General features: G+C 72.9%; 16 protein-coding genes. 1 reads left to right on the top strand and 15 read right to left on the bottom strand.

From position 1 onward, the window contains the following. Position 1: 1 nt before the first annotated feature. The 8 genes from IAG43_RS32490 to IAG43_RS32525 form a co-directional block, all read right to left on the bottom strand. Positions 2-1,225 (bottom strand): ATP-binding protein, encoded by a 1,224-nt coding sequence (locus IAG43_RS32490; protein ID WP_187744202.1) that lies wholly within the window; start codon positions 1,223-1,225, stop codon positions 2-4. After that, on the bottom strand, positions 1,222-6,390 hold the full coding sequence (locus IAG43_RS32495) for a hypothetical protein (protein ID WP_187744203.1): 5,169 nt from the start codon (positions 6,388-6,390) through the stop codon (positions 1,222-1,224). Before IAG43_RS32495 ends, IAG43_RS32490 begins: the two co-directional genes overlap by 4 nt. Beyond that, positions 6,387-7,247 carry a DUF4132 domain-containing protein gene (locus IAG43_RS32500; RefSeq protein ID WP_187744204.1) on the bottom strand — a complete coding sequence of 287 codons (861 nt, stop codon included), beginning with the start codon at positions 7,245-7,247 and terminating at the stop codon, positions 6,387-6,389. Before IAG43_RS32500 ends, IAG43_RS32495 begins: the two co-directional genes overlap by 4 nt. A 331-nt stretch (positions 7,248-7,578) precedes the next feature. Further along, positions 7,579-7,950, bottom strand: a complete 372-nt coding sequence (locus tag IAG43_RS32505; RefSeq protein WP_187744205.1) for a hypothetical protein — start codon at positions 7,948-7,950, stop codon at positions 7,579-7,581. Positions 7,951-8,169: 219 nt separating this feature from the next. Then, positions 8,170-10,299: a choline BCCT transporter BetT gene (gene betT / locus IAG43_RS32510; RefSeq protein ID WP_246574672.1), complete on the bottom strand. Its 2,130-nt coding sequence runs from the start codon at positions 10,297-10,299 to the stop codon at positions 8,170-8,172. A 28-nt stretch (positions 10,300-10,327) separates the two neighbouring features. After that, entirely contained in the window at positions 10,328-11,899 is a 1,572-nt protein-coding gene (locus tag IAG43_RS32515) for a GMC family oxidoreductase (RefSeq protein ID WP_187744206.1), read from the bottom strand. Between the two features lie 66 nt (positions 11,900-11,965). Next, on the bottom strand, positions 11,966-13,438 hold the full coding sequence (locus IAG43_RS32520) for an aldehyde dehydrogenase family protein (protein WP_187744207.1): 1,473 nt from the start codon (positions 13,436-13,438) through the stop codon (positions 11,966-11,968). 326 nt (positions 13,439-13,764) lie between these two features. Further along, on the bottom strand, positions 13,765-15,255 hold the full coding sequence (locus IAG43_RS32525; RefSeq protein WP_187744208.1) for a SulP family inorganic anion transporter: 1,491 nt from the start codon (positions 15,253-15,255) through the stop codon (positions 13,765-13,767). Between the two features lie 419 nt (positions 15,256-15,674). On the opposite strand from IAG43_RS32525, the gene IAG43_RS32530 reads away from it, so the two are divergent. Beyond that, positions 15,675-16,094: a MerR family transcriptional regulator gene (locus IAG43_RS32530; RefSeq protein ID WP_187744209.1), complete on the top strand. Its 420-nt coding sequence runs from the start codon at positions 15,675-15,677 to the stop codon at positions 16,092-16,094. Between the two features lie 266 nt (positions 16,095-16,360). Here the strand turns inward: IAG43_RS32530 and IAG43_RS32535 are convergent, their stop codons facing one another. The 7 genes from IAG43_RS32535 to IAG43_RS32565 form a co-directional block, all read right to left on the bottom strand. Further along, entirely contained in the window at positions 16,361-16,885 is a 525-nt protein-coding gene (locus IAG43_RS32535) for a hypothetical protein (RefSeq protein WP_343075698.1), read from the bottom strand. Positions 16,886-16,922: 37 nt separating this feature from the next. Continuing rightward, positions 16,923-17,822 carry a hypothetical protein gene (locus tag IAG43_RS32540; protein ID WP_187744210.1) on the bottom strand — a complete coding sequence of 300 codons (900 nt, stop codon included), beginning with the start codon at positions 17,820-17,822 and terminating at the stop codon, positions 16,923-16,925. Positions 17,823-18,062: 240 nt separating this feature from the next. Next, entirely contained in the window at positions 18,063-18,935 is an 873-nt protein-coding gene (locus IAG43_RS32545) for a peptidoglycan DD-metalloendopeptidase family protein (RefSeq protein ID WP_187744211.1), read from the bottom strand. A gap of 243 nt (positions 18,936-19,178) precedes the next feature. Next, a complete protein-coding gene (locus IAG43_RS32550; RefSeq protein WP_187744212.1) occupies positions 19,179-19,949 on the bottom strand; it encodes a hypothetical protein in 771 nt (256 codons plus the stop codon). 263 nt (positions 19,950-20,212) lie between these two features. After that, complete coding sequence (locus IAG43_RS32555) at positions 20,213-20,791, bottom strand: suppressor of fused domain protein (protein ID WP_187744213.1); 579 nt, start codon at positions 20,789-20,791, stop codon at positions 20,213-20,215. 518 nt (positions 20,792-21,309) lie between these two features. Continuing rightward, positions 21,310-22,329: a glycoside hydrolase family 19 protein gene (locus tag IAG43_RS32560; RefSeq protein ID WP_246574818.1), complete on the bottom strand. Its 1,020-nt coding sequence runs from the start codon at positions 22,327-22,329 to the stop codon at positions 21,310-21,312. A gap of 565 nt (positions 22,330-22,894) precedes the next feature. Then, a complete protein-coding gene (locus IAG43_RS32565; protein ID WP_187744215.1) occupies positions 22,895-23,281 on the bottom strand; it encodes an ArsR/SmtB family transcription factor in 387 nt (128 codons plus the stop codon). Positions 23,282-23,292: the final 11 nt, after the last annotated feature.

Below are 23,292 nucleotides of genomic sequence, written 5' to 3' on the forward strand. Positions count from 1 at the left end.
GTCAGCTCTCCAGCACCGCGCGCAGGTCCCACAGGGCTCGCCAGGTGGCCGACCCCTGCTCGGCCCGCCTGCGCACCGGACCGTCCCAGTACCCCAGCAGCCGGGCCGCGTCGGCGGGGTCGTCCTTGCGGACGACGCCGAGGAGATGGCCGGGCAGGAGGGAGAGCACGTCCCGGTCTCCGGGGAAGTAGGCCGAGGCGAGTCCGAGGGAGCCCGCGACGGAGACCGCCTCCGCGGTACTCATGACCGTGGACGGACGCTCCACCTCCCAGCCCTCCGCCGAACGGCCCTCGCGCAGGTCCCGGAACGCCGTCACGAGCGCTTCGAGTACCGCCTCGTCCACCTGGTAGGCGGCCCCCGCGCGTTCGACGGCGGCCCGCGACTGACGCCGCACCAGCGCGGTCTCGGCGTCCACGTCCCCGATCGGGCCCACGGTCTCGAAGTTGAAACGCCGCTTCAGCGCCGCGGACATCTCAGAGACGCCCTTGTCCCGCAGGTTGGCCGTGGCGATGAGGGTGAACCCGGGCGACGCGTGCACCTGTGCCCCCTCGGAGCCCGCCAGCTCGGGGACCGCGATCCGCCGCTCGGACAGCAGCGACACGAGGGCGTCCTGGACCTCGGGCAGGCAGCGGGTCACCTCCTCCACCCGCGCGACGGCGCCCCGCTTCATGGCGGCGAGCACGGGGGAGGGCACCAGCGCCTGCTGCGTGGGGCCCTGGGCGAGCAGCAGCGCGTAGTTCCAGCCGTACTTGAGCTGGTCCTCCGTCGTGCCCGCGGTGCCCTGGACGGTGAGCGCGCTCGTGCCGCAGACGGCCGCCGACAACAGCTCGGACAGCATCGATTTGGCGGTTCCGGGTTCGCCGACGAGCAGCAGGCCGCGTTCCCCGGCGAGGGTGACCACGCACCGCTCGACCAGGGCGCGTTCGCCGACGAACTTCTGCTCGATCACCAGGCGGCGCGGCACCCCCGCCCCGGCCCGGGCGTTCTTCGGCAGGCTCAGGGCGTCGCCCGCGCTGCCCATCACGAAGGTGACCACGGCACGCGGGGTGAGCAGCCAGCCGGGCGGGCGGGGCCCGGCGTCGTGCGCGGCGAGGAACGCCAGCTCGGTGGCGTACTGGTCCTCGGGCGGGACGACCTGGCGCGACTGCGGGCCGGCGGCCGCGCCCTGTGCGGGTACGCCCCCTTCGGAGGTGTGGTCCGTGGTGGTCGTGGTGTCGCTCGTCATCGGCGGCGGCCCTTCCGGGGTGCGCGGGTGTCCAGTTCTTCGAAAGCGGGGGCGTCGCCGCCGAGGACCCGTGCCCACGCGGCCTCGAACAGCTCGGGGACGGGCAGGTGGGGCATGGTCCGGGCGGCACCGGTCTCTGGGTACAGGCGTTCCTTCCAGGACTCCAGCGGCAGACCGGGAGCGCTGCGTTCGATCCAGCCGCACGGCAGGAACAGGGCCCGGCCGGCACGGGCGCGCTTCGCCTCCACCACGAGGTCGGTGGCGGCGAGCTCCGCCCGCGCCTTCTTGATCCGGGCCGGCTTCCAGCCGGTCCAGCGGACGCAGTTGCGGTCCGTCGGGTCGGGCAGGGTGAGCAGCATCAGGTACAGGGCAGCGGCGTCCGCCCCCAACCCGAGGGCTTCGGCCACCTCGGCCACCAGGCCCGGCACGGTGCGCGTCGGGTCCTGGGCAGCGTGGTGCTCGCCGCCGTCCGGGGCGCCCGCCGAGACCAGCGCGTCGGCCTCGGTTCCCAGCAGCGCCCGCAGAGCGAGCAGGTCCCCGCTTCCGCGGCGGCCGACGGTGCCCTCGACGAGACCGAACGCCGGGTCCTCGGGGCCCTCCAGCCCGGCCGGGCGGACCAGCAGCTTCTCGTGGTCGCCGTGGCCGGGAACCAGGATCAGCGCCGTGCCGGCGCGGACCAGGCCGTCGGTCCCCGCGCCGCCGGTCTCGGGCAGCCCGTGCGCGGCGCGGATCGCGGGGCCGATCGAGGTGCCCGCCTCGGTCCAGTCCAGACCGACGTCGAGCACCAGCGCCGGGTCCGCGAGGCTGCCGCGCAGCGCGGCGAGCCCGGCGGGCAGCTGCTCCCGCAGGGGGTGCCCGAAGGGCAGCGTGTAGGCCAGGGTGCGCAGTGCCGTCACGGCCGTTGCCACCGCGCCGCGTGCGTGCACCCGGCGCAGCACGGGGCGGCCGGAGCCGTCCTGGATGTCCGTGCCGTGGGCGAGCCAGGCCCGGGAGCCCGCGTTGAGGACCAGGTCCACCGCGCCCGAGGTGGTGCCGGACAGGTCGAGATCGAGTTCCTCGGGAACCCGGACCAAGGAGGCCAGATGCTCGTGCCAGACCTCTGCGGCACCCTTGACGTCCGGTCCCGTGGACCACAGCTCGGCCGGATCCGCCGGCAGCAGTGCCCGGAGCACGGCGCGCAGCTCCGTGCGGGGAAGGGCGTGCAGTCTGGCCTGGGCCGTCTCGAAGGCACGGGTCTTCGCCCCCAGCAGGGCGAGCGTCCCGGCAGCGGGCTCCTCGACGGCGGCGGACACCAGGGCGGTGGCCTGGAGCGGACCGATCCCGGTGGCCGCGTGGAACGCCTCCACCGCCTCCGGCCGCCACGGCGCCGCCCCCTGCTCCCGCACCAGGGCGGTGAGCCGGGTGAGGCGGTCGCCGGCGATGCCCTGCCGGTGGACGTGCTCGTCGTCCAGAGTGAACCCGGGCACGGCGCCGAAGACACCGGCCGGATCGTGGTCCAGGGCGAGCCAACGGGCCCTGTCCTGCTGGTGGTTCCATCCCCGGTCGCCGACGACCACGACGGTCCGGTCCCCCTTGCGGAACACCTGCCCCAGGCGGGTGAACGCCGAGTCCCTCCGGCCGGTCGCGCCGGAGGCCTGCGGCTCGGCGAGCGTCACCTGGCGGAGCGTGCCCGCCGGATCGGCCATCGGGCCCGCAGCGAAGGCGTCCAGCAGCAGCACGAGCGCGGCACGGTGCTCGGGCGAGGTGGCCTCCGAGGCGGCCCGGTAGGCCAGCTCGGGCAGCCCGTCGAGCAGCGACGTCCATCCCGGGGCGTCGCCGGGCACCGTGCACTCGTCGCGCTGCCAGCCGTCCACGGCGGTGAACGGCGCCTTCGACTGCACGGGCGGACCGAACGCCGGCTCGCCGCCGAGGACGTGGTTGACGGCGAGGATCTGCCGCAGCGCCGTCCACCGGCCGGCCGACCCCCACCAGCTGCCGCGCATCCGCTCCGGCCCCCAGGCCGTCGCCTGCCGCAGGGTCACGTCGTCGCCGTGCTCGGGAGCATGGTCGAAGAACATGCCCTGCGTGCGGGCGGTCATCCGGGGAGTCGCCGGCTCCGCAGGCTTCGGCGGCTCCAGGTACCGGGCGGCCGCGACCGCACGGTCCACCGCGTGCCGCACGACCGCGGTGACACCCGCGCGCAGCCGTGCGTCGGACACCTCGGGAAGCACCCCGGCCACGGCCTCCTCGCTCAGCTCTCGCGACGAGGGGCCCGTGTACTCCTCCACCGCCCGGAACGCCTCCAGATGCCGGGCGACCGCGGCGGCGACCACCTCGAACAGCTCTCCCGCCCGGGCGTCCGTCAGACTCCGCAGGGCGGCCGAACCGTGCTCGTCCCGCGGACGCAGCGCGTGCCAGTACGCGACGGGAGGCACGTAGGGCGTGCCGGCCGCGTCATTGCCCCCGGAGGAGTCCGGGACGACCGCCCACAGGCTGCCGCCGGTGCCGTCCGTGTCCTCCGGACGGGCCTCCACGGAGCGCCCGGAGAGTGCCATGACGGGCCGCGATCCGCCGGGGAGGGCGAGCGCGCCGAGCGGCACCGCCGAACCGCCGCGGGGCAGCGGGTACGGCAGGGCCACCGTGACACCGTCGGGGCCGCAGGCGACGATCCGGTGCCCCCCGGCGGGGGCGGCGGCGCCGGGCTCGGTGACCGTGCGGCGGACCCAGCGGCCGAGGACCGTGCCGTCCGTGCCGAACGGGGTGCCCTCCAGACCGGGCTGGATCGGCAGCACCTGGCAGTGCTCGGGCATCAGACGGGTGCCGTCCTGCACCCCGGAGCGGAGGAACGCGGGCAGCGAGGCCCGGCCGTGGGCGCCGCTGACCGGGTCGTACTCCAGCCACACCTGCTGCGTGCCCTGCCGGCCCTCGCGCCAGTGACCGGTGCCGTCGGAGATGACGGCGCGCTGCGCCGGAAGAGACGTGTCGCCCGCGTGCAGGGCCTTGCCGCCGCTGGCGCGGCCGCCACCGGGCAGGGGCAGGCAGACCTCGTCCGAGGGCCCCGACCCGCCCCAGCGCAGCACCTGCTCGCCGCCGACCGTGAACACGTCGGCGGGGCGGTGCGACCAGTACCCGCGCTGCTTGCCGTCCTCCCACCAGACGACCAGCAACTCGCCGTCGACGTAACGGAAGGCGGGCGTCCGCCACTGGTCGACGGTGGACGGCAGGCGCAGCGTGTGCCGGAGCAGGACACCCTCGGGGCCCACGACGACCGCCCGTTCCTGCGTGTTGAGGACCAGGGCCGGCCAGGCGCCGGTCACACCGACGCTCTGCGAGCGATGCCGCTGCGCGGGTGCCGCGGCGGCCTCCGCGGCCAGTTCGCCGTACACCTCGTCGAGCGCGGGCCAGCCCAGTTCGTCCAGCACACCGCTGCGCAGCGTCGAGGCGAGCAGCGGAACGACGTCGTGGCCCTCGAGGAGCCGCACGGCCTCCGGGGCGACCTCGCCGATCACGGCACGGAAGGCCGAGAGCCTGTTCAGCGCGGTCTGCAGCCCGCGCAGCCCGCGTGCGGCCGTGTACTCCTCGGCGCAGGAGGTCAGCCACTCCCGCAGGATCCCGGAGAGCACCGGGTGGGCCGCCAGCTTCGCGATCCCGGAATCGGCAAGCCGCTGCCCGCGGGCGCCGCCGAGGCCGCCGACGGTGCGGCTCAGCAGGGCCCGGAAGGCCGGCTCCCCGGCGACGGCGGTGAGATCCCGCGCTCCGGGCGCGGCGTCGGTGAGCCACGCCCCGAGGTGGACGCCGGGCCGCTGCGCGGTGCCCGTGTCCCCGTCGTCCGGATCGGCGACGGGGACGCCGCGGTCCAGGCAGAGGTCGAGGAGGTCCAGATCGGCCGTGCGCTGCCAGCGCCCCTGGAACAGGTCGACGGGGCGCCCGTCGGCACGCAGCCGGTCCGCCATCCGGGCGACCAGGTCGAGCGTCTGAGGACTGCGCCCGGAGGTGTTCCGGTTGCGCCGCCGGTGCGCCTCCCAGCGGGTCAGCCAGTCGGCGGGGGACACCGACGGTTCCGAGGTGGCGGCGCCCGAGGCGTCCGGCAGCGCGGTCAGCATCGCCTCGGCGCCGGATTCGGCCAGCAGGGCCAGCCAGCCCCGCTCGCCCGCCGCCTCCCGGCCGTCCTCGCTGAAGGTCTCCGGGAAGAAGCCCAGGAGCCGGGCCCGCACCGCCCCGTCCTCCCGCGCGAGGGCCAGGAGAGCGGAGCGGTAGGCCGTCCAGAACGAGGCGGGGGCGCGGACGACTCCGGGGGATCCGATCAGATCGGCCATCAGCTCCCGCTCGGCGGACTTGCTGTCCAGCCCCGCGGCCTTCACCAGCGCCCGCACGTCCTGCGGCAGCGCGGCGTACGGCGGCATGCCTGCCGCGCAGCGCTCGACCAGCAGACGGCGGAACTGGGCCCAGGCGTCCGCCGGCGCGAGCCGCGCCACCAGGTCCCGCACGTACTGCCGCAGCGCCTTCACGGTCAGCGCACCGGCGAACGCGAACTCCAGGAACACGGCCCGCTGCCGGTCCTCGTCCACGACCAGGCCGTGCACCCGCTCGGCCTCGCGCGCCTTGCCGAAGAACGAAGCGGCGTAGGTGGAGTTCTCCGCCTGCAGGAACAGGCGCGCCACCTGCTCGTAGTACGTGGGGAGGAAATGGGGGACCGCCCGGCCGAGCCTGACGCCCAGATCGTCGAACCCCTCCTTGGCCGCCCCCGCACGGGTCCTCGCCTGCCGCCCCAGCCGCTCGATGTCCTTGACCAGAGCCAGGGCGTGGTGCCCGTTCGCCGGATCGTTGACCAGCGCCCAGGCCGGGAATCCCAGCGTCTCCCGGCGCACCTGGCCCACGACCGGTGCCTCGGCCGTCCGGGCCAGCCCCAGGAACTCCAGGGCCAGGTCCTCGGCCTCGCCGAGCGTGCCCGGCACGAGCCGCACCACGGGCCGGTCGCCGAGGGCGGCGTGCGCGTAGGTGCGGGCCGTCAGCGTGTCGGCGTCGTCCCGGTCGGTGCTGCCGGCCGGCAGCACCGCTCCCGCGTCGAGCAGGGCCGCCGCGTGGGCCCCGGAGTCCGCAGCCGACGCGCCCCGCGCCCGGCCGGGAAGCGACGCCGCGCCCGCGGCCGGGCTGCTGGTGCCGGTGTTCGCCGTCGTGATGCTCATGCTGCCCGCTCCTCGTCCTCGACGTCGCGTCCGGCGTAGAGCGCCGCCGCCATGCGCATGCCCTCGGACCACGTGACGGGGCCGACCTCGGCGGCCGTCAGCGTGCGCCCCGCAGGGTCGGTCCAGCCCAGCGGCCCCGTCTCGGTGCCGTACTCGTCGTATCCGTCGTGCTCGCCGATCCAGATGCGCGCCTCGGCGGTGGTGCCGTTCTCGACGACCGGGCAGACGGCGTACCCGCCCCGGGACCGGTACCCGAGCTGGGTGACACGGCCGTGCAGGAAGCGCAGTTCCTTGAACGCGCCGCCCGCGTAGGTGTCCACGGAGACCGCGTCCGGGGCGACGGCGGCCGGGCGGCGCCACACCTCGCGGAACAGCTGCTCCACGTTCTGGCGCACCCCCAGCTCGACCGCGAACTCGCGCAGGTCGTCGAGGTCGTCGAGGAGCACGGGATGGGGCGCGCTGACGGAGTCCGGGGTGATGCGCACGGAGTCGCCGTCCAGGTCGACGAGTCCGAGACCGCGCTTCGGGTCGACGTCGCGCAGGAACCCGGCGACCCCGCCGTCCGCGCCCGTGACCACCACGTCCCGCAGGGCCGCCTGCCAGGCCGGGTCGGGCCAGACCTGGGCGAGCACGGCCGTCGGCACGGGCAGCGAACGCACCATCCACTGCTCGACGTCCGCCAGGCACCGGCGTTCGTGCCGGTCCAGCCACTCGGCCAACTGCCGCAGCCCGACGACCGCCGGATCGTCCTTCAGTTTCGCCGGAACGGTCTTGAGCCGCTGCCCCTTGGCGTTGCGGCAGACCACCTTGCCCGCCTCCAGGGCGACTTCGTAGTCACCCGCCGGTACCCACCCCATGCGCTGTTCTCCCCGTTGTCCCGAACGCCGCCGGATGCGGCGGCACGCTGATGAGACCCGCCGACGGCAACCCACCGTGACGAGTGGAAGAGACTCTAGGCGCACCCTGTGACAATGAGTCCGGGGCCCTTCCGTTCGGCCGCACCGGCGCCCCTGCCGGCGGCTCGCGGAACCCCCGGAAGCACCGTGACCGCGGTGTCCCCGCCCCGCCGTGACCGCCCCCGCCCACCCCGGCGGGCCGCGCGCCCGCCGGGGTGGGCGATCCCGCCGGAGTGTGCCGACGGAATCCGCCGGCCGGGCGGAACGGCCGCCGCCGCCCGGCCGGTCGCCGTCACGCGGTTTCGATGCGGCGCTGCCACCACGGGTCATGGGGCGAGGCGAACGGGTCGGGCAGCGTCCGTGCGAGGAACCGTGCGTCGACGGGCGCGAGCGCCGCGCGCAGAGCCCGGGCCGGCCCCGGCGGCAGACCGAGGCACAGCTGCTCCAGCAGCAGACGGCCGTCGGTGCCGCCCAGCGGGTCGCAGCAGGGGCACGCACCGCCGTCCGTGACGGTGTAGAGCACCCAGGGGCCGGGGCGGTACGCCAGAGCCCGCCAGCGGGCGAAGGCGACGCCCGCGTCGCCGGGCCACCAGCGCCGGCGTTCGATCCTCGCGATCGCCGCGAGCACGGACGGCGAGAGCCCGGGAATCGTCGGGGTGCGCACACCGGGGCGGCGTCGTCGTGGCAGGTCGCGCCGGACCTGCGCCGGTGCCCTACGCGGCACGGCCCTTTCGCGTCAGGAAGGTCATGCGGCCATCCTGCCCCGTCCCGGCGGCGGATCGCACCGGAATTACGGGACCCCGCCACGGACCCGCCGGGACGAGGCCGCGCCCCGGCGGGCCGGCCCCGCACGGCCTGCCGGGGCGGCCCGCCGCGACGGGTCTCACGCGTCGCCCTGCGAGGCCGCCTCCGGTGTGTCCGGGCGGTGGTCCGGCAGGGCGGAACCGGCGGTCGCCTCGTGGTGGAGGCGGAGGAACTCCACGTGGCGCTCGTAGTGGTCGAGGATGTCGGCGATGAGCTGCTCCTTGGTGTATCCCATCACGTCGTAGCCCTGGTTGCCCTCGGCGAGCTGGACCTCGAAACGGACATAGCTGTCATGGGTGCTGACGGACCGCGTCGCGAAGCCGGGCGTGGGCCGTTCGACCGGCCAGACCCGGTAGACGAACCGGTCCCTCGAACCGATCGGCACGGCGAGCCCGACGTGCGGGATGCCGCTCTCCTCCTCGGTGCCCGTCAGGACTTCGGGCTCCGTGCCCTGCTCCCGGAGTGCCTGGGCGACCTCGGCGACGGAGGGCCGGCACACCTCCTCGACGAAGCGGACCGCCGCCCGGCGCCCGGGGAACGCCATCGCGCGGCCCAGCCGGCGGCGCCAGTTCTGGGCGCCCAGCGGCCCCTGCTGGGTGGTGCGTCCGGAGAGCGACCCCGGCAGGGTGGTCGTCAGCGCCTCCTCGCGCATCCGCTCGGAGCGCAGGGCCAGATAGAGGCCCGCCATGATCAGGAACATCACGAACGAGAAGGGCAGACCCATGATGATCGTGGCGTCGGTGAGCGCCTGCACACCGCCCACGATGAGCATCGCGAGGGTGAGCAGGCCTGTCGTCACCGCCCAGAAGACACGCAGCCAGGTTTTCGCGTCGGTCACCGGAGTGGGCAGGTCGGAGCTGAGGTTGCCCATGACCAGGGCTCCGGAGTCGGCCGAGGTGACGTAGAGCAGCAGACCGACGAAGGTCGCGAGCCCCGCGCTGAAGGTCGCCCCGGGGTACAGCTCCAGCAGCCCGTAGAAGGCCTGCTCGGGCGAGTTCAGCGCGGTCTCCCCGAAGGCGGTGTTGCCGTCGCGGACGGCGAACAGCGCGCTGTTGCCGAAGACCGCGAGGAATAGGCCGGTGAAGAGGAACGGGATGATCAGGGTCGCCGCGACGAACTCGCGCAGCGTCCGCCCCCGGGAGATCCGGGCGAGGAAGAGGCCGACGAACGGGGCCCAGGCGATCCACCACGCCCAGAAGAAGAGGGTCCACGCGTCGAGCCACTCGGTCGGCTGGTCGTAGGCGAAGGTGTTCAGCGTCATCGACGGGAAGCCGCTGATGTAGTCCCCGATGTTCTGTACGAGGGCGTTCAGCAGCCGGAACGGCTCGCCGACGACGAGGATGTACAGCATCAGCCCCACGGCGAGCAGGACGTTGAGCTGCGACAGCCGCCGGATCCCCTTGTCGACGCCCGAGACGGCGGACACCGTGGCCATCACCACCGCCACGGCGATCAGGGCGATCTGGGCGGGCAGTCCCTCGGGAACGCCGAAGAGGACCTTGAGGCCGTAGTTGAGCTGCACCACACCGATGCCGAGCGACACGGAGATGCCGAAGACGGTGCCGATGATGGCCGCCAGGTCGACCGCGTCGCCGAACCGGCCGTGGATACGGCGGCCGATGATCGGGAAGAGTGCGGACCGGATCGCGAGCGGGAGCTTGTAGCGGAACGCGAAGTAGCCGAGGACCATGCCCATCAGGGCGTACATCGCCCACCCGGTGATGCCGTAGTGGAACAGCGTCCACACCACCGCCTGCCGGGCCGCCTCCAGCGACTCGGGCGTGCCTTCGGGCGGGGCCAGGTAGTGGCTCACCGGACCGGCGACCGAGAAGAACATCAGGTCGATGCCGATACCCGCGGCGAAGAGCATGGCCGCCCAGGCGAACAGCCCGTAGTCGGGCTTGTAGTGCTTGGGCCCGAGCTTGATCGTGCCGTACTTGGAGACCCCGATGAAGACGACGAACAGCAGGTACAGCGTCGCGGCGAGGAAGTAGTACCAGCCGAACCAGCCCGAGATCTTGTCCACCACCACGCCGATGACGCTCTCGGCCCCCGAGGGGTCGATCATCGCCCAGACGGAGATGGCGAGGATCAGGATCGCGGATCCGTAGAAGACGAACGGCTTGAGAGTGCCCGCGCCGGGCCCGTCCGCCTCGTGCTGCACCTCGTCCGGGGCCTCTGGGTCGTCCCCGGTTCCTGGCGTCGACATGACCTGCTCCTTTCGTCCGCGGCGCCGCTCATCCGGCGTTCGTGTGCGCGGCGGGGCCCGAACGGCCGGTGAGCAGGTCGGCGGCGCGCTCGGCGACGAGCAGCACGGTCACCATCGGGTTGATGGTGGGCATCGTCGGGAAGACCGACGCGTCGACGATCCGCACCCCTTCCGCGCCGCGCAGCCTCAACTGCGGGTCGCAGACGGCCATGGGGTCGTCGGCCGCGCCCATCCGGCAGGTGCCCGCCGGGTGGTAGACGGTGTGGGCGGCCCGCCGCCCGTACTCGGACAGGTCGGCGTCGGAGGTGACCCCGGGCCCCGGCGCGACCTCGCGCACCAGCCAGTCGCGCAGCGGCGGTGCGGAGGCGACCTCCCGGGCGATCCGCAGCCCGTCCACGACGGTGCGCTCGTCGTGGCCCTCCGGGTCGGTGAAGTACCGGAAGTCGAGCGCGGGATGCTCGGAGGGATCGGCGCTGCGCAGCCACATCCGGCCGGTGGAGCGGGCGCGCGGCACGTTCGGCGTCATGCACACCCCGTGCTCGGGGACGGGGTAGCCCAGGCGTTCGGTGTTGACGGTGAACGGCACCTGGTAGAAGTGGAACATCAGGTCCGGCCGTGATCCGCCGGCCTCCCTGCGCAGGAACAGTCCGGCGTCCGAGTCCATCGCGGAGTTGGGCGGCAGCGGACCGGCCGTCTCCCAGACGATCACGGACTCGGGGTGGTCCAGCAGGTTCTCGCCGACCCCCGGGAGGTCGGCCCGCACCTCGATGCCGAGGCGGCTGAGATCGCCGGCGGGACCGAAGCCGGAGAGCATCAGCAGACGCGGGGTGTCGATCGCCCCCGCGCACAGCAGGACCTCCCGGTCGGCCCGCACGGTGGCGGGTTCGCCGTCGGCGCCGCGCACGGCGACCCTGGTGAGCCGCCCGGTCTCGTCGGTCAGCAGCCGGTGGGCCCAGGTCTCCAGCTTCAGGGTGAGGTTGGGACGGCCCAGGACGGGGTGGAGGTAGGCAACGGAGGCGGAGGAGCGCAGATTGCCTTCCGGCCGGTACGCCAGGGAGAAGAAGCCGGCGCCGTCGGTGAAGGGCCGGGCGTTGAAGTCGTCCACGACCGGGACGCCGAGGGCGCGCGACGCCGCCGTGACGAAGTCCTTGGCGATGGGGTTCCGGTCGGCCTCGGCCACCGGGACGATCTCCGTCTGCAGCCGGTCGCGGTACGGCAGGATCGTGGCCGGGTCCCAGCCGGTGCAGCCCTTCGCCACCCAGTCGTCCAGGTCCTCGGGCAGCGGCAGGAAGCTGATGAGGGTGTTGTGGGAGGAGCAGCCGCCGAGCACCCGGGCGCGGGAGTGCAGGATGTGCGAGTTGCCGCGCGGCTGTTCGACGGTGGTGTAGCCGTAGTCGAACTCGGATCCGAGGAGGTTGATCCAGTTGCGCAGGCGCAGGATGCGGTCGTCGCCGACGTCACTGGGGCCGCCCTCGATGACGCAGACACGGCAGTCGGGGTCCTCGGTCAGCCGGGCGGCGAGCACACAGCCGGCGGTGCCGCCGCCGACGATGACGTAGTCGTAGGCGGACTCGGCGCCGTGCGGGGTGGTGGACGTCATGGTGTGCTTCTGGGCCTTCCTGGAAGGGAGTTCTGTGATGCGCGGGGCGGGAGGGGAGCGGTGGCGTCAGCCCTTGAACCAGCCGGTGGGAGCCGGGGCGAGGTTCTGGTAGATGTGCTTCGCCTCCTGGTACTCGCGCAGACCGGTCGGCCCGAGTTCGCGCCCGACGCCGGACTCGCCGAAGCCGCCCCACTCGGCCTGCGGGACGTACGGATGGAAGTCGTTGATCCACACGGTGCCGTGCCGGAGCCGCCGGGCGACGCGCTGGGCGCGGCTCGCGTCCGAGGTCCACACACCGCCTGCCAGGCCGTAGCGGGTGTCGTTGGCCAGAGCCACGGCCTCGTCCTCGGTACCGAAGCGCTCGACGGTGACGACCGGGCCGAAGACCTCCTCCTGCACGATGCGCATCGACCGGTCGCAGTCGGCGAAGACCGTCGGCTCCAGGAAGAATCCGCGGCCGAGCGCCGGGTCGGCGGGACGCCCGCCGCCGGTGACGAGCCGGGCGCCCTCCTCCCGGCCGACGGCGATCAGGCGCTCCACCTTCTCCCGGTGCCCGGCCGAGCTCAGGGGCCCGCTCTCGGTCCCGTCCGCCATGCCGTCGCCGAGCCGGATCGCGCCCGCGCGCCGGGCGAGGACGTCGACGAACCGGTCGTGCAGCGCGTCCTCGACGATCAGGCGCGAGCCCGCCGAGCAGACCTGGCCGGAGTGCAGGAAGGCGGCGTTCAGCGCGTTGTCGACGGCCGCGTCGAAGTCGGCGTCCGCGAACACGACGTTGGGGTTCTTGCCGCCCAGCTCCAGCGCGATGTTCTTCGGCCCGCCGGCGGCTTCGGCCATGATGCTGCGCCCCGTGGCCAGACCGCCGGTGAAGGACACCAGGTCGACCCCGGGGTGACCGGTGAGGGCCGCGCCGACGGTGGCGCCGGATCCGAGCACCAGGTTGGCGACGCCGGGCGGGGCACCGGCCTCCTCGATGAGCCGGATCATGGCGATCGTGGTGAGCGGGGTGACCTCGCTCGGCTTGAGGACGAACGTGTTGCCGGCGGCCAGCGCCGGGGCCACCTTCCAGGACGCCTGCAGCAGCGGGTAGTTCCACGGGGCGATCAGGGCGCACACCCCGATCGGCTCGTAGACGACACGGCTGAGGACGTCCGGGCCGACGTCGACGACCCGGCCGCCGTCCTTCCCCGCCAGCTCGCCGAAGTAGCGGAAGGTGTTCGCCACGTCCTCCACGTCGATGCGCGCCTCGGCCAGGGTCTTGCCGGTGTCGAGGGTCTCCGTGCGCGCGATCTCCTCCCGGTCGCGCAGCAGCAGGTCGTGGACGCGGCGCAGGAGGTCGGCACGGCGCCGGGTGGGGGAGCCGGCCCACTCCCCGTCGTCGAACGCCCGGCGCGCTGCGCGCACCGCCCGGTCCACGTCACCCGCGTCCGCCTCGGCGACGGTGGTCACGACCGAGGCGTCGTACGGGTTGACGACCTCCCGTCGTCCGCCGGCCGACGCGCGCGCCCACAGCCCGTCGATGTACAATTCGCCCTCGCCCACCGCGGGCCTCCTCAACGTCCGGCCGGTCCGTGCCGGTATGCCGTGATCCGTGCGATCAGCAACATGACGCATCAGGTGGTCCGCGGCGACCGGACGCACCGCCGCGACCGCCTCCGGTCCGCCACAGCACCCCGGGCGGCCTAACGCCGGGCGGCACACGGTCGGTGCGGCAGTCGCCGGACCCGGCACGGTCGCCGGGCGGGGCCCGGCCCCGGCATCGCGGCAGGGCGCTCTCCCGAGGGGAAGCAGCCGGCCCGCGGCCGTGCCGCGAGGGGGAGCCCCGGCCCCCTGCCGGGGCTCCCCCTCTCAGCGCCCCGGGCCGGTGATCAGTGGCCCGCCGCCAACTCCCCGCTGAGCCTGTCGTGAAGGTCGGCGCTCGTGGTGTCGAGGCCGGTGATGGTCACCGTCTTGCCGCGCTGGGCGTACTTGGCGACGATCGCGTCGAGGGCCGCGACGGAGGAGGCGTCCCAGACCCGGGCGGCGGACAGGTCGATGACGACGTCGTCCGGATCGGTGGCGTAGCCGAACCTGCCGACGAGCTCGTCGGAGGACGCGAAGAACAGCGCGCCGGTGACCCGGTAGACGACGCTGGTGCCGTCCGGGTCGAGGACGGCGGTGACCTCGGTGACGTGGGCGACGCGCCGCGCGAAGACCGCCATGGCCGTGACCGAGCCGAGGACCACGCCGATGGCGAGGTTGTGCGTGGCCACGACGGCTCCCACGGTGATGACCATGACGGCGATCTCGCCGGCGGGCATGCGCCTGAGGGTCCTGGGAGCCACGGAGTGCCAGTCGAAGGTGGCGACGGACACCATGATCATGACGGCGACGAGGGCGGCCATGGGGATGTCGGAGACGACGGGGCCGAACACGATGCACAGCACCATCAGGAACGCTCCGGCGAGGAAGGTCGAGAGCCGGGTGCGGGCGCCGGAGACCTTCACGTTGATCATCGTCTGGCCGATCATGGCGCAGCCGCCCATGCCGCCGAAGAATCCGGTGACGATGTTGGCGATGCCCTGGCCCACCGATTCACGGGTCTTGTCGGAGGGGGTGTCGGTGATGTCGTCGACCAGCTTCGCCGTCATCAGCGACTCCATCAGACCGACCAGTGCCATCGCGAAGGCGTACGGGGCGATGATCGTGAGCGTCTCCATGGTGAACGGCACGTCCGGCAGACCCGGCACCGGGAGCGACGAGGGCAGCGCCCCCTTGTCCCCGACGGTCGGCACCGCGATGGCCGCCCCCACGGTGATCACCGTGAGGATCACGATGGAGACCAGCGGGGCCGGCACCGCGGTCGTGATCCTCGGGAAGACCACCATGAGCCCGAGACCGGCGGCGATCAGCGGGTACACGGCCCACGGAACGTCCCGCACCTCGGGGATCTGCGCCATGAAGATCAGGACGGCGAGCGCGTTGACGAAGCCGACCATCACCGACCTGGGGACGAAACGCATCAGCTTCGCCACCCCGATCACCCCCAGGACGACCTGGAAGACACCGGCGAGGATCACGGCAGCCACCAGATACCCCAGGCCGTGCTCCCGGTTGAGCGGGGCGATCACGAGGGCGACGGCGCCCGTGGCGGCGGAGATCATCGCGCGCCGGCCGCCGACGACCGAGATGACCACGGCCATCGTGAACGAGGCGAACAGGCCGATCGCGGGGTCGACCCCGGCGATGATCGAGAACGAGATCGCCTCGGGAATCAGCGCGAGGGCGACGACGAGGCCGGCGAGGATCTCGGTACGCCACACCTTCGGATCGCCCAGCCAGTCGGGCATCGCAGAGCGCAGCCGCGCGGCAGGACTCACAGCAGCAGAAGACAAGGGGACACGTACCTGTCGTGCTCGGGCACACTCCCACCGCAGGTCGGGGTGCGCGGGAAGAAACACGCGGCTGCCGGGCCGGCGCACCGCGGACGGCCCGCGGTGCGGACCCGGGCCGGGGAGGAGACGACGAGAGGCCGGCGCGCGCGAGGCGGCCGACGGCTCACGTCTGGATGAGGAAGATCACGGCGGGCAGGCGGCGGCGATCGGCGTCATGGGCTCGCGCACGCTCTCTCCTGCGGAAAAGGAATCTTCGCCGGGAGCTCCATCGGCCCCGGAACGGCAGCTGCGGAGCCACCGGTCCGGGCCCCGCGTCGCAAACTCTATCCTAACGTTAGGGTAGGGATCGGTTCGGGGCGGCGCGGGACGCGGCCCGCCGTACGAGGAAGGCCAGGGCCACCGGCGTGGACGCACGGCACATGCAGATCGGCGAAGTCGCCACGCGCACGGAGCTGTCCCTGCGCACCATCAGGCACTACGAGGACACCGGCCTCGTCACCCCCTCCGCCCGCTCCCAGGGCGGATTCCGCCTCTACACCGAGTCCGACGTCGCCCGGCTCATGGTCGTCCGCCGGATGAAGCCGCTCGGCTTCACCCTGGACCAGATGCGCGACCTGCTCGACGCCACCGACCGCCTCGACAGCGGCGAACCACTCGGCGACGCCGAGCGCGAAGCGCTCCTGGACCGCGTGCGGACCTACCGGCAGACCGCCACCGAACAGGTGGAGAGACTGCGCGTCCAACTGTCCCGCGCCGAGGACTTCGCCCACACCCTGAGCACCCGGCTCGACGACGCCGGCCCCCGCCCCGCAACCCCGGCCTGATCCGACGCCGCCCACCGAGGCGCGCGGAGCCCGCCGCGGACCCTCCGGCGCCCCGGCTCCTCCCGGCCGGCGGGGCGAGCCGTCGCACCCACCGGCCGAACACGCGGGACCTGCTCCCGGTCGCGGTCCGCGGCGTCACGGACGCCGCGGACCGCGCGACGCCGTCAGCCGACGAGTCGTCAGCCGCTGACAGCTGGCGTCGCCCGCCGGCCGCGGGGCGCCCGCCCGCGAGCCGCCCCGCACCGCGGACCGTCCCGCCCCGGAGCTCAGCTCATGAAGCGGGAGCAGTCGCCCGCGTTCACCCACTGGTGGGACGAGATGCTGTTGTTCATGTTCTGCCCGTTCGTGTACGTGTTCCGCGACAGGTCGTCCACGTACAGTTCCTGGGCCTTGAGGCAGTTGTAGCCGCCCGGCGCGTCGAACCCTGTCAGCCGGTAGAACGCGACGACGTCCCTGCCCCCGGTGAAGCCGCTGTTCATCACCGACGACGCACGGTTGGCGTCGGAGCCCTGGAACGGCCCGCTGCTGTTGCCCCAGTCCGAGTCCCAGCTCTCGGTACCACCCAGGTACGTCCCCGAGCAGTCCTTGCCGTCCCAGGCCCGGACGTACCCGTCGCGGCCCGGCCACTTGGAGTCGCACACGGCCCCCAGCGCGCCGGTACCGGTCGCCTGCGCCGCCGTGGCCGGGACGGCCAGGCCGAGTGCCGTCAGACCCATGACGGTGACGGCGATGCCCAACTTGCGCATGATCAGCTCCTGTTCGTCCGCCTCGTCCGAGGCGTGCTGTCCCACGGCCCGTCGCCGTGGAAGTCGTGAAAGCCGGCCCGTGTCAGGACCGGGGGCCGGTGACGGTCACAGCCCTCTCGTACGCGGCGAACTCGAGACGCCGGTGGGTGTCCATGGCGTCGCCGTACCGCTCGCGCAGCCCGTCGCGGTAGTGCGTCTCCCGCTCCCTGCCGACGGCCGCCAGCGAGCTCTCACGCGCGCACCGCGCCTCGGCGACCGCGATACGGGTCTCGACCGAGAACGCCCGTTCCGGATCGAGCCCCTGACCACGCCGCGTGGCCGCCGCCCGGGCGGCCGGCAGGTCGGGGTAGGCGTGGCCCGACCGCGCCATGCACCGGGACCAGTCGGACAGGGACGCTGTGAACCTCGCGTCCCGCATCAGCTGCGGGACGTACAGCGGCTGGAGGTTGCCGACCACCTTGTCGGCGCGGAACCACGCCGCCGCGTCGCCGTACAACTGCTTCTCGGCCTCCGCCGAGCAGCCGCCGAGCCGCTTGCGGATCGTGCCCGAACCGCCCGGGAGCACAGCGCTGAGCACGGCGGCAGCGCTGCCGCCGTCGAGGGCCTCGGAGTATGCGGCGCGGCGCTCCGGCGACAGGGAGGCGCGATACCTCGCATTGGCGTCGGACCGGCGCTCCCGGTCCTCCCGCTCCCTGATCCGGCTGCCGTATCCGTGCTCGCGTGCCCAGCGGACGTCGTCGGCGACATAACCGAGGGAGCGGCTCTCCTCCGGACCGGTCCGCGGGCTCGTCCAGTACGCGAACCCGGCGCGGTTCATGCACCGCCCGACCAGAACCTCGCCGGCGTCGGCGACGCGCAGCCGCTCGGAAGGTGTGAGACCGCGCGGCACGCTCCCGGCCTCGTGCGCGTCCAGCGCGGCGCATCCGCTCAGGGCTGCGGCCGCGACCGCCGCCGCGCACACGCGAACAAACAGGCGCTTCATCTCCGATGCCCCCCCGGCCGAGTCCCGGGCCGCCGTTCGGCGGCATACGTCAACCATCCCGGTGCGGCGGTCCACGGGGTACCTCGGACGTCCTAGGGGCGACGGGCACGACCGGGGTACGCGAGGCGCAGCGAGCACCACCGGGCACACGGGAAGAGGCAGCACCACCCCTCCGCAGCGGGTGGTACTGCCTCTTCCCGTCGGCCCCGTCGGCCCCGTCGGTCCCGTCCGGCCGGTCGGCTACGGGCACTCACCCCGCCACGTCACGGACGTGACCGTCCTGCCGCCGGCGGGGAAGTTGCCACGGCCCTCCACCGCACCGAAGTGGAGGCACTGGCTGCCGCCCTCCTCGAAAGCCACGGTGACATGGTCGTAGCCCGGCTGCTCCGTCCCGTTGTTGAAGTAGGACTTCCGCAGCCCGCACTCGCTCGCCGGATCGTTCCGGTCGGTTCTGCAGACGGAGCCGGTGCCGTCGGACCCGGAGTAGAAGCAGACGTAGCCGGACGGGCACGACCAGGGCTGCGGCGGCTGCCCACCGCACGAGTTCCTGCTCGTGACACTCGGCCACTGCGCGTTCCGGCCGCTGTACTCGACCCCGTCGAAGTGCACCGGCCTGCGGTGGCTCTCGTACGTGAAGTTCCCCGACGCGAGATAGCGCTGCTCGTAGTGGAGATGAGCCCATCCGCCCCCGGCACCGGACGCGCCGATGCTGCCGATCCGGGTGCTGCCCGTGACCTTCTGGCCTGCCTTCACATAGGCGTCCGCCCTCTCCCGGAGGTGGTAATAGGCCGTGAACCACCCGTTGCCGTGGTTGATCTGGATGGTGTTGCCGGAGCCGTCGTCCCAGTACACGGCAGCGACCGTGCCTGCGGCGGACGCCCGGACGGGCAGGCCTTCCGACCCCGGGTTCCCCTCGGCGACGATGTCCAGAGCCGGATCGTGACCCCAGGTGTTGAGCTGCCACGCGGTACCGCACGCGAACGGCAGCTGGAAGACCGGCTTGCCTACAGGCGCCGGCGCCGCAGCAGCCGGAACCGCCTGGAAAAGGCCCGCGACGAGAGCCGTCGCGGCGACGAACGCCCCCAACACCCTCCGTACCGTTGCACGGTTCACCAAAGTTCCCCTCCGCTGGTGTGTTCCTCCACCATGACGCCCAGCGACAGCGGACCCGTACTCGTACATCCGAGGATTGCACCCGGCCGGTGGCGAGGCACGCCGCTCCCGGCGCACCCCGGCGCAGCGACCGGGAGCCGGGCCCGGTCGGCCTCGGAACGCAGTCGTCGTCACGCGCGCCGGACGCTGCCCGTACGTACGGCATGGGTCCTGCGCGGACGGGATCCGCCCTTCAGCTTCTCCTCAGACCGCCGGCGCGTTGCGTATCGCGTCGCGTGCCCCGGCGAGGGCCTGCCGCCTCAACTCGCCGAACAGCTGCATGGTCGCGGCGGCCAGGACATCGTCCCCGCCGACGGTCCGCCGGGCCCCACGCCGCGTGGACGCGGCCAGGAGCGGGTCCTTGAGGAGGGGAGCCGGGTCCGCCTCGCCCGGCACCGCCAGGGTGACCGTCCCGTAGCGCTTGACTCCCCCCTCGCGGACGACCATGGCCGCGTCCCGGGCCAGGCGGGTGAGGAACACGCTCGCGATGCCGTCCACGTCGCGGACCATCGCCGGCGCCGCCGTCACCCCGCGGCTCCTCAGCAGCTTCCTGACCGAGCCGTGGAACCTGTGGGCCCCGGCCACCCCACTGGGGATACGCGCCCCGCGGCGCTCACGCAGGGACACGACCGCACCCTCGGAGTCACGCAACTCACCCATCATGCCGTGAAACGTCGGGCTGTGGAGGTACCACTCGGTTCCCACCTCCACCTCGACGTTCCGGTCGATCGCGGAGATCAGGTCCCGGGGCAGCAGCTTCCTCCGGCCCTCCTCGCCCGCCGCACGCTGCGCACCGTCGACGATCTGCGTCACCACGGTCCACGTCACCGACGATGCGGCCGACACCGCCGATTGGGAGACGTGCAGCGAGGTGACATCCCGGAACACCGCTCTGACGAGAGGCGGTCTGAACGGCGAGACGGCCGGCGTGGTCCGGGAACCGCTGGGCTCAGTGTGTGCGGAGTAGTTGGTCATCGCAGAATGCGCTTCCTGGTGGTCGTTGTTGTCGGCTGCCGTCCTGCCCAGCGGCAGTGGCGGCGAAGGAGGGCGTGGCGCACACCGGAACGCGGCGAGTACGCCGACGGCAGTACCCGGCACGGCACGCTCCCCACGCAGGGGACGTACGCCTTCCCAGGCGCTGGGCCGAGTCGATCACTCCGGACGGCGCCACACCCCGAATGCTGCCACCGGGGTCCGACAGCGACGGAGCCCCGCCCGGCCCCCGGAGGACGGAGAGCTCAGGCAACCGACGCCCGGAACGGGTCAGTGGGAATGATCTCCACCTCATCGAAGAGCCGCTCCAACGCCTCGTGCCCGTGACGCCTGCGGAACTCGACCTCGGCTGTCGTCACGGGCAGGGCCCACAGAACGCGGGCGTGGCCCCCGGGCACGGGACAGTGCTCAAGGTCCGGTCCATGGAGATAGGGCAGGCTGATCAGCAGATGATCGCAGGCCGACCCCGGCACCCACGGTTCACCGATGGGCATGCTGTGCTCCACGTCGAGCCGATGCCCTCCGCAGTGGTAGAAGGCGACCATCGCCATGAGCTCGACGAACCGCTGGTCGCGGACCGGGGCGGTCATCACGAACTCAAGGGCGCAGCCGTCCTCCTCCACCGCGGCCCAGCACCCTGCGGTCACATAGGCCCAGCTGCCGCCACGGGGACCGGGTCCCACCACGAGAACCCGCAGACCGGGCACCACTTCCTCGCGCTCCGGCCCCAGGTCGCAGCGGACGACCTCCACGGCGTGCCCGTCGAAGAACGCCCGGACATGCGCCTCAACCGCCTCCGCGGCCACCACCCTCGCATCACTCACCGCGCGATCATCCCACCGAGCCCGACCACCCCGGCCGCCCACCGCAGCGACGAGCACGCGACACCGGCCTCGGGACCGGACACACCTCCGCTCCCGCTGACATCCGGCTCCGACGCACGGGCCTGCCGGTGCCGCCATGAACCCCGCGTCCGGCGAGTTCACGTTCAAGTGCGGCGTCATGGCCGTGGTCCGCCGCGGAGGCACGGTCCGCCCCGAAGATGCCATCCAGGTCGAAACCCCACCACCCCCTCACCGTCCGCTGGAGCGGGTCCGGGTTCTCGTTCCTGGGCCATCGGCTTGCCCGGATGAGGACGACGGCGAGGCGCAGTGCGCCCGGGTGACGATGGCGAGTTCGCCCCTTCGCACGGTTGGGCCGCGCTCCTGCTCGAGCCGGTCGGTGCATCGCTCGACCAGGGTCTGTCGCCCCACGTCGACGATCTCGCGCCGGGAGGAGGGGCCTGCGGGGCGGTCCGCGCGCTTTCGTGCGCGCGGACCGGGTGTGCGCAGGGGGCAGCAGGTCAGCAGGTGAGATTGCCGCCGGTGGGAACGCCGAGGATCTGGGTGAACTGCTGGTACTTGGAGACGCGGCTCTGGACCTGGGCCGGGTTGCGGCCGTTGCACTCCAGGGAGCCGTTGATCGCCCAGATGGTCTGGCCGAAGCCGGCGCCGTTGGCCATGGCGTTGTGGGCGGTCATGGTGCCGGGGCCGTTCTGGGTGTTCCAGTACCAGAGACCGGTCATCATGGCGACGGCCGGGTCCTGCTCGACGCGCCAGGGGTTGTTGAGGAGGTCGATGCCGAGGGCGTCGCCGGCGGCCTTGTAGTTGAAGTTCCAGGAGAGCTGGATCGGGCCGCGGCCGTAGTAGGCGGCCTGGCCGGCCGGGCAGCCGTAGGGCCGGCCTGTGTCGCAGTAGTGCGGGTAGTTGGCGGTGTTCTGCTCCACGATGTGGACCAGCCCGCCCGTCTCGTGGGAAATGTTGGCGAGGAAGGCTGCAGCTTCCTGCTTCTTCACGGTGTCACTGCCTGTGCCCGCAAAGGCGGGATACTTCTTGGTGGCGGCGACCAGACCGGCGTAGGTGTAGAAGGAGTTCCGGTTCGGGAACATCTGGTTGAACTGCGCCTCGGAGACCACGAAGCCGGAGGGGTCGGGGTTGCCGCCACCGCCACCGGTGCAGGTGTAGGGCGCCCAATACCAGGTGCTGATCACCGGGTCGTAGCCCGGGTTGTCGTGGGAGGCCTTGTAGTAGTTGCCGTTGGTGTACTTCACGATGTCACCGGCGGTGTAGGCGCGGCCGGCGACCCAGGCGGGATGATCGCAGTCGGTGGTTCCGCCGTCCCCGCCGCCGGAGCCGCCGGTGCACGAGCCCTGGTCCGCCCACACACCGGACCCGGTGGTCGACGGGGTCTCGCCCTGCGTCCACCACTTGGCCTGCCAGTTCCGCCCGCCGTGCGAAGCCGTCATCCCTCCCGTGTAGACGGCCGTCGAACTCCAGCTCGCCACGCAGGTGGCGGCCGACGCGGTGCCCGTCAGGGGACCCATGACGGCGAGCCCCACAGCGACAGCCAGCGCCGTGAGGAACGCCGATATCCGTCGTCTGGACAAGTGATCACTCCTTCGAAAGAGGGTGGTCGATTCGCCCAGACTCAATTCCAATGGTCTGGACCTGTCAAGGTCTAGACCAAAGCCTGTTACATTTCCCTCCGTCGGGCAGCCGTTGACCAACTCCGGCCCGGACGAGCCGTCCACACGGACCGTCACCTCAGGCCGCGTTCAAGATCTCCATGGAGCGCAAGTGGGGGAGGTGCTCCAGCCTCTGCTGGCAGCGCACGAGTCCCTTTCGCCGGCGCGACTTCAAGGAGCTTGAGCAGGGCAGTCCCGATGGCCCGTCGCTGCGTTCCGCAGTCGGGGCCGAGGCGCCCTCCACGCCTGTGGGCTGCTCGCATACGTGCTGAGCGGTGCTTGCTGCCCGCGCTGGGCTCTCGCCTCAACCGCGTTCCGCGTGCCGGCCGACCGGGAAGCACGCTGGGGCCCGGAGCGTTCGCGCTGTTCCGCGCGCAGGTCCGCCGAGAAGTCAGGGGCTGGGCCGTGTGCGGTGAGGCAGGGTTCAGTCCGGTGCGCCGCTTGCGTGCACGGTGGCGGGGGTGTCGCGGATGCCTGTGCGCAGGTGTTCGACGTGGTAGAGGGCCTGGTCGAGGAGCTCGGCGACGTGGTTGTCGTAGAGCGCGTAGATGATCGAGCGGCCGTGGCGTTCTCCGGTCACGAGGCCGAGATTGCGGAGCAGCCGCAGTTGGTGGGAGCAGGCGGAGGCTTCCATGCCGACCGCCTCGGCGAGGTCGCCCACTGAGCACGGCCCTTCCTGGAGCCGGGCCAGAATGTGCAGGCGCGAGGGCGTGGCGAGGGCTTGCAGAGTGGCGGCGACATCGGCGGTTCCGACCGCGTCGAGGCGCTCGCGCGTTGTCGCGTTGCCGGCACTGCCCGTTCCGTGACCCATGGCGCCATTGT

This window comes from Streptomyces genisteinicus (genome assembly GCF_014489615.1).
Taxonomy (GTDB): Bacteria; Actinomycetota; Actinomycetes; order Streptomycetales; family Streptomycetaceae; genus Streptomyces; species Streptomyces genisteinicus.

Bases quoted from the DNA above. Each gene is read 5' to 3' on its own strand.
- IAG43_RS32490 (WP_187744202.1), bottom strand. From the start codon at position 1,225: ATGACGAGCGACACCACGACCACCACGGACCACACCTCCGAAGGGGGC.
- IAG43_RS32495 (WP_187744203.1), bottom strand. From the start codon at position 6,390: ATGAGCATCACGACGGCGAACACCGGCACCAGCAGCCCGGCCGCGGGC.
- IAG43_RS32500 (WP_187744204.1), bottom strand. From the start codon at position 7,247: ATGGGGTGGGTACCGGCGGGTGACTACGAAGTCGCCCTGGAGGCGGGC.
- betT (WP_246574672.1), bottom strand. From the start codon at position 10,299: ATGTCGACGCCAGGAACCGGGGACGACCCAGAGGCCCCGGACGAGGTG.
- IAG43_RS32515 (WP_187744206.1), bottom strand. From the start codon at position 11,899: ATGACGTCCACCACCCCGCACGGCGCCGAGTCCGCCTACGACTACGTC.
- IAG43_RS32540 (WP_187744210.1), bottom strand. From the start codon at position 17,822: ATGAAGCGCCTGTTTGTTCGCGTGTGCGCGGCGGCGGTCGCGGCCGCA.
- IAG43_RS32550 (WP_187744212.1), bottom strand. From the start codon at position 19,949: ATGACCAACTACTCCGCACACACTGAGCCCAGCGGTTCCCGGACCACG.
- IAG43_RS32560 (WP_246574818.1), bottom strand. From the start codon at position 22,329: ATGGGTCCCCTGACGGGCACCGCGTCGGCCGCCACCTGCGTGGCGAGC.
- IAG43_RS32565 (WP_187744215.1), bottom strand. From the start codon at position 23,281: ATGGGTCACGGAACGGGCAGTGCCGGCAACGCGACAACGCGCGAGCGC.